The 12,433-nt window shown below is 65.1% G+C and carries 11 protein-coding genes; 5 read left to right on the top strand and 6 right to left on the bottom strand.

Annotated elements, in window-relative coordinates:
• Positions 1 to 2 precede the first annotated feature (2 nt).
• Entirely contained in the window at positions 3 to 2,660 is a 2,658-nt protein-coding gene (locus tag CH305_RS23160) for a bifunctional GNAT family N-acetyltransferase/acetate--CoA ligase family protein (protein WP_037153243.1), read from the top strand.
• Positions 2,661 to 2,788: 128 nt separating this feature from the next.
• Here the strand turns inward: CH305_RS23160 and CH305_RS23155 are convergent, their stop codons facing one another.
• The 3 genes from CH305_RS23155 to CH305_RS23145 form a co-directional block, all read right to left on the bottom strand.
• Positions 2,789 to 3,760 carry a sigma-70 family RNA polymerase sigma factor gene (locus CH305_RS23155; RefSeq protein WP_032377730.1) on the bottom strand — a complete coding sequence of 324 codons (972 nt, stop codon included), beginning with the start codon at positions 3,758 to 3,760 and terminating at the stop codon, positions 2,789 to 2,791.
• Positions 3,761 to 3,940: 180 nt separating this feature from the next.
• Complete coding sequence (locus CH305_RS23150; RefSeq protein ID WP_094704969.1) at positions 3,941 to 5,434, bottom strand: methyltransferase; 1,494 nt, start codon at positions 5,432 to 5,434, stop codon at positions 3,941 to 3,943.
• Between the two features lie 34 nt (positions 5,435 to 5,468).
• Positions 5,469 to 5,837, bottom strand: coding sequence for a DUF3099 domain-containing protein (locus tag CH305_RS23145; protein ID WP_094704968.1), 369 nt, complete (start codon positions 5,835 to 5,837; stop codon positions 5,469 to 5,471).
• A 93-nt stretch (positions 5,838 to 5,930) separates the two neighbouring features.
• Between CH305_RS23145 and CH305_RS23140 the strand changes: the two genes are divergently transcribed.
• The gene (locus CH305_RS23140; RefSeq protein ID WP_032378432.1) at positions 5,931 to 6,167 is read left to right on the top strand and encodes a DUF3039 domain-containing protein; all 237 of its coding nucleotides are present in this window, start codon (positions 5,931 to 5,933) and stop codon (positions 6,165 to 6,167) included.
• A gap of 4 nt (positions 6,168 to 6,171) precedes the next feature.
• Here CH305_RS23140 and CH305_RS23135 read toward each other — a convergent pair whose 3' ends face one another.
• On the bottom strand, positions 6,172 to 7,239 hold the full coding sequence (locus CH305_RS23135) for a YihY/virulence factor BrkB family protein (RefSeq protein ID WP_052058624.1): 1,068 nt from the start codon (positions 7,237 to 7,239) through the stop codon (positions 6,172 to 6,174).
• 189 nt (positions 7,240 to 7,428) lie between these two features.
• On the opposite strand from CH305_RS23135, the gene CH305_RS23130 reads away from it, so the two are divergent.
• Complete coding sequence (locus tag CH305_RS23130) at positions 7,429 to 9,165, top strand: DEAD/DEAH box helicase (protein ID WP_032403290.1); 1,737 nt, start codon at positions 7,429 to 7,431, stop codon at positions 9,163 to 9,165.
• 94 nt (positions 9,166 to 9,259) lie between these two features.
• On the opposite strand, the gene CH305_RS23125 is transcribed toward CH305_RS23130, so the two are convergent.
• A complete protein-coding gene (locus tag CH305_RS23125) occupies positions 9,260 to 9,454 on the bottom strand; it encodes a hypothetical protein (protein WP_032377734.1) in 195 nt (64 codons plus the stop codon).
• Positions 9,455 to 9,687: 233 nt separating this feature from the next.
• Between CH305_RS23125 and CH305_RS23120 the strand changes: the two genes are divergently transcribed.
• Both CH305_RS23120 and CH305_RS23115 read left to right on the top strand, forming a co-directional pair.
• Complete coding sequence (locus tag CH305_RS23120; protein WP_094704967.1) at positions 9,688 to 10,617, top strand: DMT family transporter; 930 nt, start codon at positions 9,688 to 9,690, stop codon at positions 10,615 to 10,617.
• A gap of 28 nt (positions 10,618 to 10,645) precedes the next feature.
• Positions 10,646 to 11,005 (top strand): DUF952 domain-containing protein, encoded by a 360-nt coding sequence (locus tag CH305_RS23115; protein ID WP_094610477.1) that lies wholly within the window; start codon positions 10,646 to 10,648, stop codon positions 11,003 to 11,005.
• Between the two features lie 73 nt (positions 11,006 to 11,078).
• Here CH305_RS23115 and CH305_RS23110 read toward each other — a convergent pair whose 3' ends face one another.
• Positions 11,079 to 12,410, bottom strand: coding sequence for an RNA polymerase sigma factor (locus tag CH305_RS23110; protein WP_032403291.1), 1,332 nt, complete (start codon positions 12,408 to 12,410; stop codon positions 11,079 to 11,081).
• Positions 12,411 to 12,433 lie beyond the last annotated feature (23 nt).

Here is a 12,433-nt window from a genome sequence, read left to right as displayed (position 1 = left end):
ACCTGGCACGAGAGCGCGCGGAAACGTCGTTCCCGCGCCACTGGGTTGCCGACGTACTGACCTCCGACGGTGGCGTCGTGCATCTTCGTCCCATCGTCCCGTCGGACTCCGAGCGCATCGTCGCCTTCCACGGGCGACTCTCCGAACGGACGAGGTACCTCCGATATTTCGGTCCGTACCCCACCATGCCCCAGCGGGACGTGCTCAACTTCACCACCGTCGATCACCACGACCGCGTTGCGTTCGTGGCTGTACTCGGCGACGACATCATTGCGGTCGGCCGATACGAACGTCTGCCCGAGGGCGACGGCAACTCGGCCGAAGTGGCCTTCGTCGTTGCCGACGCACACCAAGGCCGAGGACTCGGACCGATCCTGCTCGAGCATCTCGCCGGAGCCGCCGCCGAGAACGGGGTCAACATGTTCGTCGCCGAGGTGCTCGCCGAGAACCGGAACATGGTCACGGTCTTCCGGGAAGCGGGCTACCAGGTCAGCAGGTCCTTCGAGGGTGGGGTGCTGCGGCTGGAATTTGCCATCGATCCGAGCGAGGCACTGCTCTCGGTGCGCAATTCACGTGAGCGCGCCGCCGAGGCCCGCAGCGTACGCAACGTGCTCAGCCCCCGGTCGGTGGCCGTCATCGGAGCGTCGACGGACAGTTCGAAGGTGGGCAACGCGGTGCTCGCCAATCTCCTGGCCGGCAACTTCACCGGACCGGTCTATCCGGTCAATGCAGACCACCGGTCGGTCCGCGGCGTTCGTGCGTACGCCACGGTGCACGACATTCCCGACCCGGTCGACCTCGCGATCGCAGCGGTTCCGGCCGACGCCATCGACGCCGTACTCGACGACTGTCTGGACAAAGGTGTGAAAGCACTGCTGGTGGTGTCGGGTGGATTCGGCGAGACGGGGCCTGCGGGGCAGGAGAGCGAGCGCAGATTGGTACTCGCAGCGAGGGCGCACGGGATGCGATTGATCGGGCCCAATGCGCTGGGAGTGGCGAACACCGACCCCGAGTTCGGGTTGAACGCCACTCTCGCTCCGCATCTGCCGACGCCCGGCAACGTCGGTTTCTTCTGCCAGTCCGGCGCTCTCGGCATCGCGATCCTGGACGAGGCCGCCAACCGCAGGCTCGGTCTCTCGACATTCGTCTCGGCAGGCAACCGAGCCGATGTGTCCGGCAACGATCTGCTGCAGTACTGGGACTCGGACCCGGCAACCGAGGTGATTCTGCTGTACCTCGAGAGCTTCGGTAACCCGAGAAAGTTCACCAGAATCGCCCGCCGGGTGGCGCGCAGCAAACCCATCATCGCTGTAAAGAGCGGACGCGGAGCCGTTCCGCCAGCACATGCGATCGGTGCCGATATCGACGATTCGATCGTGCGCGCTCTGTTCGCACAGGCAGGCGTCATCCAGGTCGATACCATCTCGGAATTGTTCGACTGCGCAGTCCTGTTCGGTAATCAGCCTCTGCCGGTCGGACCGAGGGTCGCAGTCGTCGGCAACTCGACGGCGCTCGGTGTGCTGGCGGTCGATGCTGCGCGCGCCAAGGGGTTGCACGCGAGCACCCCGATCGACGTCGGCCCACAAGCCGGTCCCGAGAATTTCGCCGAGGCCGTCTCGGCGGCACTGGCTGCGTCGGACATCGATGCCGTCATCGTCGTGTTCGTACCTCCGGTTGCCGTCGAGGTCGAACCGTTCGCGACAGCTCTGGGAAACGCCGTCCGTGGATCCGACAAGCCCGTGCTGTCGACGTTTCTCGCCACCGAGGGGATTCCCGACGTACTGGCCGTGCGGGGACCGAGCGGTCATCCGATTCGTGGTTCGGTTCCCTCGTATTCGAGCCCGGAACGGGCGGTTGCTGCTCTGGCCGCGGCCTGGCGCTACTCCGCGTGGCGTTCGCGACCGGTGTCGAACCTGGTTCGGCCCAAGAGCATCGATTCCGAGGGTGCCAAGAACCTGGTCGAGCGATGGCGTTCGGCCGGCAACCGTGGCCGCTGGCTGTCGGATTTCGAGACCGCAGAACTGCTTGCCTGTTACGGGCTCGAGGTCGTGCCGTTCCGCGTCGTGACCGACGAGGACGAGGCCGTGGCGGCAGCCGACGAACTGGGCTACCCGGTGGCGGTCAAGGCGACGGGGGAACGGTGGCGGCATCGACCCGATCTCGGGGGAGTTCGTCTGGACATGGCCGACGCTTCCGCAGTGCGGGTGGCGTACCGCAATCTGGCGGCCGATTCGGGCGAGCCGCTGCTGCACGTGCAGCGGATGGCAGTAAAAGGAATCGGCTGTGTCGTACGGGTCCAGGACGACCCCTCGTTCGGATCGCTCATCTCGTTCGGTCTGGCCGGAGTCATCTCGGACCTGTTGGGCGACCGGGCGTTTCGGGTACTTCCACTGACCGAGGACGAAGCTGCCCAACTGATCGACGCGCCGAAGGCCGCACCGCTACTGTCCGGTTATCGCAATGCGGTGCCTGTCGACAAGAAGGCCCTGATCGATCTGGTTCAGCGCATATCCGCACTCGCAGAGGACATCCCGGATATTCGGGAGATTTCGTGCGAGCCGGTGCTGGCCTCCGCCGACGGCGCGCAGATCACCGATGCGCGCGTGCGTATCGGGCCCGAACCGACCAAGGCGGATCTCGGCCCACGTCGGCTGCGCTGAACGAGACAGGCTTCGAAAAGACGGAAGCCGAGCCGACGTCCCGGGGGGGAGGGAACGTCGGCTCGGCTACCGCGTCAGGTGGCGCGAACGGGGATGGTCACCGCTGCTCCACCGGTCGGTGGCTGCGATCAGCTGGCGTAGGACCGCAACTTCTCGGCGCGGTCGCCCTGCCGGAGCTTGACCATCACCTCGCGCTCGATCTGACGAACACGCTCACGGGACAGCCCGAACAGCTTGCCGATCTGATCGAGAGTGCGGGGCTGCCCGTCGTCCAGGCCGTAGCGGAGTCGAATGACCTGCTGCTCACGCTCGTCGAGTGTGCCGAGCACGACTCGAACGTCGCTGTGCAGCAAGCCGGCGATGACGGCATTCTCGGCCGACGTCGCCTCCGAATCCTCGATGAAGTCTCCCAGGGGTGCTTCCTCGTCGCTGCCGACCGGCATGTCCAGGCTGACCGGGTCGCGGCTGTGATCGAGCAGATCTGCGATCTTCTCCACCGCGATGCCGGATTCGCTCGACAACTCCTCGTCGGTCGCCTCACGGCCGAGCTGCTGATGGAGCTCGCGCTTGATCCTGGCCAGCTTGTTCACCTGTTCCACCAAGTGGACAGGCAGCCGGATGGTGCGGCTCTGATCTGCCATGCCGCGGGTGATGGCCTGCCGGATCCACCAGGTCGCGTACGTGGAGAACTTGAAGCCCTTGGCGTAGTCGAATTTCTCCATTGCGCGAATCAGACCCAGGTTGCCTTCCTGGATCAGGTCGAGCAGGGGCATGCCGCGACCGGTGTAGCGCTTGGCAAGAGAGACGACCAGGCGAAGATTCGCTTCGAGCAAGTGGCTCCGCGCGGCGCTACCGTCGCGAACGATGATGGCGAGGTTGCGCTTCTTGACCGCGCTCAGACGCTTGGTGTTCTCGAGAACCTGCTTGGCGTACAGACCAGCCTCGATCCTCTTTGCGAGATCGACTTCTTCGGCAGCCGTCAGCAGTGCCGTGCGACCGATCCCGTTGAGGTAAACGCGAACGAGATCGGCTGCCGGGCTCTGGGCGTCCAGATCGGCATCGGTGGGCCGTGGACGAATCGTGGTGCTGGGGCTGGTCATGACTTGCCTCCTGGTCGGTGGTGTCTCACAAGGTTCAACGCTCGGGAGACTCCGATAAGTTCCCACGCCGATCCTTCTGATACCCGTGTGACCAGGGATTACGTCATGGTCGTCCTGAGAAGTTGCTGAGAACTGAGACCGGTGGGAACAGCGCCTCGCGCGAGGCACTCCGCGGCGGTCTCATCGGGCCGGCCGAACCAGCCCGTGCCGGACGAGCCCCTGCATCATCGTCACGGCGTGCGCAGCCAGATCTTCGGGGTCTTCGTCGTGCGCGGCAGCGAGCAACTCGACCAGTTCACCGACCGGCAGACCATCGGGTCGGAGCCCGGCGAGCAATGCTGCACCGAGTTCGTCGACGTCGTGCTGCCATTGCGGGCCGTTGCCGCGATGAACCCGCACTGCCACCGGAGCCCAACCCTCGTCGCCGGGTAGATAGACGCGTTCGAGTGCAGTGTTCGGGTCCAGAGTGAGTACCGAATCGAGAATGTCGTGCTCGCGCAGCCAGTCCAACCGCGCGAAGTACTCGATCGATTCGTTACCGAGAGGGTCCGAGAAGCCATGGGTGAGTTCCTCGGCGAGAAGATCGGTCGGTGTATCGGTACGGCGGAGATAGACGAAGCCGAAACCGATTCCCTCCACGTCGGCGGCAGCGAAGTGGTCGAGCCAGGACTGCGCAACTGCGGCCGCGTCGGGATCGCGGGGGTCGAGGCCACCGTCGCGCATCCAGGTACCGACGTAGAGAGCCGGATCGGCGACGTCGCGTTCGACCACCCAGGCGTCGACCCCGTGTGCAGGCAGCCACGACGCCACCCGCGCCCGCCAGTCCTCACCTCTGACATGGACCCAAGAGGCCAGGATGGCAGCCGTGCCGCCCGGGGCCAGGTGCTCCGGGGCCTGCCCGATCATCAGTGCGCTTGCACCGTCGAGATCGAGGCCGGAATCACGATAGGAATGCTGCACCTCGGCGCGTCCGACGACGAACGGTGGGTTGGCCACGATGCGATCGAACCGGCGCCCTGCCACCGGCTCGAACCACGATCCGTGCAGCAGCTCGACCTCGAGGCCGTTGAGCGCCATCGTCGCGGCCGCGAGATCCATGGATCTCGGGCTGATGTCGGTTGCTGTCACCTGCTCGGCGTAGCCGCACGCATGGACGGCCTGGACGCCGCAGCCGGTGCCGACGTCCAGAACGGTCGAGACCGGGGACGTGGGCGTCCCCCGGAGCAGTGACAGCGATGCCTGGCCGACGCCCAAGACGTGGTCGGCCGCGGTCTCTGCCACCCGCATGCTGCCGTCCGGATCCGAGACGATCCACCGAGTGCCGTGTCCGGCATCGAGCGGTCGAATGTCGAGCAACGTCCGCACTGCTGATCCGGAGCGGTGGAGAATGCCGGCCGCCACGGCGTCGGCGACGCTCAAGGGTGCGATGGCGTCGGCGACGTCGGACTCGGGGCAGTCGTCGACGAGAAGGAAGAGGCGCACCAGAACGCCCAATGGGCCGGAATTTCGGCTGGCGTTGCGGACCGGAACCGGCTCACTGCGTCCGAGTGCCGCGTGAGCGTCGTCGCCGAGCATCGTCAGGACGCCGTCCGCGTCGTACCCGGTTCGCTCGAAGGCCTCCCGGAGTTGCGAGCATGCGGCGATCAGCGGGGGTGTGGAAGTCGGTGCAGTCACAACGCAAGTGTCGCATCGGCACTCTGGGCAGGCGTCAGTCGTCGCCCGGTTCGATCACTCGGTGGTTGGTCGATTCCAACTGTGGCTTGTCCACGGTTCGGTAGTCGTACCGGCTCATTTCGTCCTTCGTGCGGGGCGGTCGATCGTTGGCGATCAACACCGCCATCCACGGCAGCGGAATGGACACTCCGACGATCGCCATGGAGATCCACGGATTCATCCACATTCCGTAGGCGAGGGCAGCCAACACCAACGCCGGGATTCGAAAGGACATGATGAACATGTACTTGCGTACACGCTTCTTGTGCTGCTCTTCGACCGACTGCTGTGCCTCGGTGATCAGTACAGGCCCATCCGGCGAGTCGCTGTACGCGCTGCCGTCGAACCCTGGGGTTCTCGTCATACCTCCACTGTGGCACTACCGCTCACAGAATGCATACGACGAGCTGTGGAACCGGTTACCCCTTGCTGTGGATCCACGGATTAATCTGTGTTCATGAGCACTCAGACGAAGGACCGTCCCGACATTGCGCCGGACGAGACCACCGAGGACGACCGGCCGAAGTTCTTCCACTACGTGAAGAAGAACAAGATCGCCGAGAGCGCCGTGATGGGTACACACGTGGTCGCCCTGTGCGGTGAGGTGTTTCCTGTCACCAAGTCCGCGAAGCCCGGATCTCCCGTATGTCCCGACTGCAAGAAGATCTACGAGGGCCTGAAGAAAGGCGAGTGACGACCTACTCGGCGGTGGGCTCGCGGCGATCCGGCCGGCCACGATCTCCGGCCAGCTTGATCGGTCCCGTGGCGAGCCGTCGAGCAACGGCCGTCACCGGTCCCGACGGCTTGTCGTCGGTCGCTGCCTGCGCCGCGATCCACTCGCGCATCTGGTCCATTCGAGTTGCCCGGGCCGGCCAGAACTCCTGAATCGTGGCGTTGAACTCGGCTCCGAGAACGACGGCGAAGCCGAGGAAGAACGTGAACAGCAAGAATGCGATCGGCGTGGCCAGCGCGCCGTAGGTGTACCCCGTGCTCGTCACCCAGGTGAGGTATCGGCGGAGCACCGCGCTGGCGATCATGAAGAACACGCCTGCGAGCAGAGCCCCACCGAGCAGTCGGTGCCACGGCAGCGAGGTGTGCAGGGCGAGCTTGTACAGCGTGGTCAGACCGATGATCAGCAGCAGACCGACGGCCGGGTAGTAGAAGAAGTCGATCAGTTCGCTGCCGAACGTGATCCACGAATCGGGCAAAATCTGCTGGACGTACACCGGTCCGAGCGCGACGAGTGGGAGCACGAACACCGCGATGACGAGAAAGCCGACGTAGAGAAGCAGGGCGAAGAACCTTTGCCAGACGGGATTTCGCGCGTCGGCCTGTCCGTGCGCTTCGACGATGGAGTCCACGAACGTCGAGATCGCCGACGAGCCGGCCCACAGCGAGAGCAGGAAACCCACCGAGACGATCTCGCCGCTTCCCTGCGCGAGGACGTCTCGGACGGTCGGAGCGATGATCTGATCGACAACGCTGCTGCTGAAGAGCGTGTTGCTGAAGGTGATGATCTTGGACTCGATGATGTCGACGGTGTTGGGGCCGAACCATCCACCGACGAATCCCAGGCTGCCCAGCACACCGAGAAGGAGCGGCGGCAGCGAGAGGGTTTGCCAGAACGCTGCCGTGGCGGCCTTGCTGAAGATCGAGTCGTCCCACGCTTTGCTCAGGGTGCGCAGAGTCACTTTCCACACCGCACGTATCGGCTTTCTCGCCGACAACCGCTCCGGTGTCGGCGTTGTGCCTGTTGACTCACTCATGGTCTCTCCAGCATTCCTGACGAAAGGCGTCTTCGCCTAACGACCGACCCGCCGTGTCGCGTCCGGTTCACCCCAGCGATGCGGGATCGGTCGGTGTGGAGCGATAGGCTCCACGGCGGACACTGCAGGGCTACCGAGAGCGCGAGGAAGTACATCGATGCCAGGAACCGGCGGCCAGTGAGCGCTGACATGTTCGATCCCACACCACAATCCGAGCAGGCAGCTGCCCCCGTGAGCGGGGGAGCGCCGCTGCGCGCGTGGCAGCGGCGTGCGCTGACGAAGTACCTGGTGGCCTCACCGAAGGACTTTCTGGCCGTCGCGACACCGGGCGCGGGTAAGACGACGTTCGCTCTGCGCGTGGCTGCGGAGTTGCTGGCCCATCGCACGGTCGATCAGGTGACCGTCGTGGCACCGACCGAGCACCTCAAGCATCAGTGGGCGGAGTCGGCGGCGAGGGTGGGGATCGCTCTGGACTCACGCTTCTCGAACTCGACCGGTCAGACGTCCAGCGACTATCACGGCGTGGTCGTGACGTACGCACAGATCGCCTCGCATCCGTTCAAGCATCGGGTGCGCACCGAAGCGCGCAAGACCCTCGTGATCCTCGACGAGATTCACCACGGCGGCGATGCGAAGAGCTGGGGAGAAGGCATTCGCGAGGCCTTCGGCGACGCGACGCGACGTCTCGCTCTGACCGGTACGCCGTTCCGTAGCGACGACAGTCCCATTCCGTTCGTCAACTACGAACCGGACCAGGACGGGTTGATGCGGTCCAAGGCGGACCACGCGTACGGATATTCCGACGCGTTGGCCGACGGCGTCGTTCGACCGGTGGTGTTTCTTGCGTATTCCGGCGAGGCGCGTTGGCGAGACAGCGCGGGTGAGGAATACACCGCCCGACTGGGTGAACCGCTCAGTGCCGAGCAGACCGCGCGGGCATGGCGGACGGCACTCGACCCGCAGGGCGACTGGATGCCCGCAGTGTTGTTGGCTGCCAATACACGGTTGGCTCAGCTGCGCGCGGGCGGAATGCCCGACGCGGGCGGGCTCGTGATCGCCACCGATCAGACGGTGGCGCGGGCATACGCGAAGCTCATCGAGGTGATCACGGGGGAGACGCCGGCCATCGTCCTCTCGGACGATCCCACGTCCTCGGCTCGGATCGCCGAGTTCGGCAAGAGCGACCAGCGGTGGATGGTTGCCGTTCGCATGGTGTCCGAGGGCGTCGACGTTCCGCGTCTGGCCGTCGGCGTGTACGCGACCAGTGCGTCGACTCCGCTGTACTTCGCGCAGGCGATCGGTCGATTCGTGCGTTCGCGGCGTAAGGGGGAGACGGCGAGTGTCTTCCTGCCGTCGGTACCGGTGCTGTTGGATCTGGCATCTCAGCTCGAGGCGCAGCGTGACCACATTCTCGGCAAGCCGCACCGCGAGAAGGACGGATTCGACGACGAGCTCCTGGCCGACGCGAACAAGCAGAAGGACGAACTCGGCGAGGAGGAGAAGGCGTACACCTCCCTGGGCGCGGACGCCGAACTCGACCAGGTCATCTACGACGGATCCTCGTTCGGAACCGCGACGTTCTCGGGCAGCGACGAGGAAGCGGATTACCTCGGTCTGCCCGGTCTGCTCGACGCCACGCAGATGCGGGACCTGCTGCGTCAGCGTCAGCAGGAACAGATCGACAAGCCCGCGGCGGGCCCGGCCGTTCCGGCCCCTCCCGTCGTCAACGACAGGGCCGCCAGTGCGGGCCAGCTGGCCGGCCTGAGGCGTGAACTGAACAGTTTGGTTGCGGTGTACCACCATCGCACCGGGAAGCCGCACGGCGTGATTCACGGCGATCTGCGACGCATCTGCGGCGGCCCGCCGACGGCGATGGCGTCGGCCGATCAATTGGGCGAGCGGATCGCCCAGTTGCGAAAGATGTAGCGCGAGCGCACGAAAAAGCGGACGGTCCGAAGACCGTCCGCTTTTCCGTGAGATTCGATCGTGGCGAACCTGTTTCCCCCGACGTCTCGGTGGACTACACCGTGGAGTCCGATTCGGTCATCACCGTTGCGTTCACTTCACGCAGACGGGCTTCGTGCTCGGCGGCGTGGTGACCGCAGAAGAGAAGTTCTCCACCGGTCGAGAGCACGACACGCGCGCGAGCCCCTGCACCGCACCGGTCGCACCGGTCCGCTGCTGTCAATTGTGGGCTGGTCAATGTTCCGGGCATGACTCCTCCGTACTGGCTTGCGGGTTGTCCCGTTCGCCTGGGGCCGGTCCGCCGCGTCGGTATGGCGCGGTTCGTTCACTCTGTCAGACGTATGGCGGTCATGCGTTGTTCCCGAGCGCGTTTCTTTGTGTTGTCACTAACACGAAACATGCCTCACGAGCTGGAACGCCGTGAAATCTGTTCGCTGAGAGCAGACACGGCTCGCAGCGAGCCGCGGCAGTAGGGTCGCCGTTGTGGCTTCGACTTCTCATTCGCTGTCCGGCGCATCGAAGCTGGGTATTCCGTCGCTGTTCGTGATCGGTGCGGTGTGCATGTACGTCGGTGCGGCGATCGGTGTGTTCTTGTTCGACACCGTCGATCCGGCCGCGGTGGCGTGGCTGCGTGGTTTCGGTGCGGCGCTGGTGTTGGTGATCTGGCGGCGGCCCTGGCAGCACCGCGCCGGTGCGGGCGGCACGTGGTCCGTGCGGCGACTGTGTACGGCAGCTGCATTCGGCGGTGCGACGATCGGCATGAACGCGATGTTCTACGAGGCCATCGCCCGGCTACCGCTGGGCGCGGCCGTAGCCATCGAGTTTCTCGGGCCCATCGCGGTTGCAGCAGCCGGGTCGAGGAAGCCGGCCGACGTGTGTGCGCTACTCCTGGTCGTCGCCGGCGTCGGTGCCATCGCCTCCGCGCAGTTCGAGGGCGGCGAAGTGGGCCTCGTGGGAATCGCATTCGCGCTGGGCTCGGCGGCCTTGTGGGCCGCCTATATCGTTCTGGGTAAATCCGTTGCCGATGCAGGTCAGGGTCTCGACGATATGGCGGCCGGGTTCGGCATCGCGTCGGTGATTCTGGCCGTGCCGTTGTTCGGGCCGTTTGCGCTGGCTCATGCCGATGCTCTGGGGGACTGGCGGATCTGGGTTCTGGGGTTGGGCGTGGGTCTGCTGTCGAGTGTGGTTCCGTACGTTCTCGATCAGTACGTCCTGGTGCGAGTCGGAAGGGCCCGATTCGCTCTGCTGCTGGCGCTTCTCCCGGCTACGGCCACGGTGGTCGGCGCCGTGGTGCTGACTCAGATTCCCACCACCCTGGAGGCTGTCGGAATCGTGGCCGTCATCGCGGCGGTGGTCGTCGGTGGGCTCCCATCCGGCAGAGATCGCGGTGTTGTCGACGTTCCGCCGCCCTGACGGGGGCTCCACCCGGCAGAATGAAACGGTGACCAGTAAGCAGGACGACCTCGTTCACATCTGCACCGCAGGGGAGTGGTTGTCGATGCGGGGGCAGGCCGAATACGTACCGGACTCGTACGGCGAGGTGGGCTTCGTTCACCTGTCGACGCCGCAGCAAGTGCATCTACCTGCAAATCGGCTGTTCCCCGGGCGTGAGGATCTGGTTCTGCTCCGTCTGGATCCGGCGCGACTGAATGCACCGGTTCGATGGGAACCCGGCGTGCCGTCCGATCCGGAGTCGATGCGCTTTCCACATCTGTACGGACCGCTACCGATCGCGGCCGTCACGGCAGTGCTCGACTATCGGCCCGGGCCGGACGGAACCTTCGCAGCACCACCTCTGTGACGACCACCGTGCCCAGACGACGAAGACCGCCGATCGCGAGGATCGACGGTCGTCGTTCGGTGAATCGGGTCACTCAGTCCAGGTAGTCGCGCAAGACCTGTGAACGGGACGGGTGACGCAGCTTGGACATCGTCTTCGATTCGATCTGGCGGATTCGCTCACGGGTGACCCCGTACACCTGTCCGATCTCGTCGAGGGTGCGCGGCTGGCCGTCGGTGAGGCCGAAGCGCAGACGAACCACGCCGGCTTCACGCTCGGACAGGGTCTCGAGTACCGACTGGAGCTGGTCCTGCAGCAGCGTGAACGACACTGCGTCGACGGCAACGACGGCCTCGGAGTCCTCGATGAAATCACCGAGCTGGCTGTCGCCCTCGTCACCGATGGTCTGGTCGAGGGAGATCGGCTCCCGCGCGTACTGCTGGATCTCCAGCACCTTCTCGGGCGTGATGTCCATTTCCTTGGCGAGCTCTTCGGGAGTGGGCTCGCGACCCAGATCCTGAAGCAATTCGCGTTGGATGCGGCCGAGCTTGTTGATGACCTCGACCATGTGAACCGGGATACGGATCGTGCGGGCCTGATCGGCCATGGCCCGAGTGATGGCCTGTCGGATCCACCAGGTGGCGTACGTGGAGAACTTGTAGCCCTTGGTGTAGTCGAACTTCTCGACCGCGCGAATGAGACCGAGGTTGCCCTCCTGAATCAGGTCGAGGAAGGCCATGCCGCGACCGGTGTAGCGCTTGGCCAGCGAGACGACGAGTCGAAGGTTGGCTTCGAGCAGATGGTTCTTGGCGCGATTGCCGTCACGGCAGATCCACGTCATGTCTCGACGCTGCGCGACGGGGAGCTTCTCGCCCTTCTCCGCGGACTCGCGCATCTTCTCGACTGCGAACAGGCCTGCCTCGATGCGCTTGGCCAGTTCGACTTCTTCCTCCGCGTTGAGGAGGGCGACCTTGCCGATCTGCTTGAGGTATGCGCGGACGGAGTCTGCCGACGCGGTGAGCTCGGCATCCTTACGGGCCTGACGCAGCGCCTCGGATTCCTCCTCGTCCCACACGAAGTCGCCCGACGCCTTGTCCTCGGCGGTCGGCTCGCTGGTGGCGTCCTCTTCGGTGTCGTCACCGGCAGCGACGACCTCGACGACATCGTTGGCGGCAGCAGCCAGGTCGCCTTCGGAGATGTCGATGTCCTCGATTCCGGGTGCGCTCTCATCGGCGTCGTCCCCGGTAGCGGGAGTTGCTGCTGTTTTCTTCGCTGCGGCTTTCTTCGCCGGTGCCTTCTTGGCTGCGGCGCGCTTTGCCGGAGCCTTCTTTGCCGGTGCCTTCGCAGCGGGTGCCTTGACAGCAGGTGCAGGTGCCGCAGACTCGGTCTCGGAATCTACGGTCTGACGGATATCGGTGGCTGCCACGTACGCCCTTTCGTGACGAAGTC

It is taken from the genome of Rhodococcus sp. 15-649-2-2, assembly GCF_002258645.1.
Classification (GTDB): domain Bacteria; phylum Actinomycetota; class Actinomycetes; order Mycobacteriales; family Mycobacteriaceae; genus Rhodococcoides.
Note: the sequence above shows the minus strand (reverse complement) of the source record. Positions and strands in the feature narration are given on the sequence as shown.

Bases quoted from the DNA above. Each gene is read 5' to 3' on its own strand.
- CH305_RS23155 (WP_032377730.1), bottom strand. From the start codon at position 3,760: ATGACCAGCCCCAGCACCACGATTCGTCCACGGCCCACCGATGCCGAT.
- CH305_RS23145 (WP_094704968.1), bottom strand. From the start codon at position 5,837: ATGACGAGAACCCCAGGGTTCGACGGCAGCGCGTACAGCGACTCGCCG.
- CH305_RS23140 (WP_032378432.1), top strand. From the start codon at position 5,931: ATGAGCACTCAGACGAAGGACCGTCCCGACATTGCGCCGGACGAGACC.
- CH305_RS23135 (WP_052058624.1), bottom strand. From the start codon at position 7,239: ATGAGTGAGTCAACAGGCACAACGCCGACACCGGAGCGGTTGTCGGCG.
- CH305_RS23130 (WP_032403290.1), top strand. From the start codon at position 7,429: ATGTTCGATCCCACACCACAATCCGAGCAGGCAGCTGCCCCCGTGAGC.
- CH305_RS23125 (WP_032377734.1), bottom strand. From the start codon at position 9,454: ATGCCCGGAACATTGACCAGCCCACAATTGACAGCAGCGGACCGGTGC.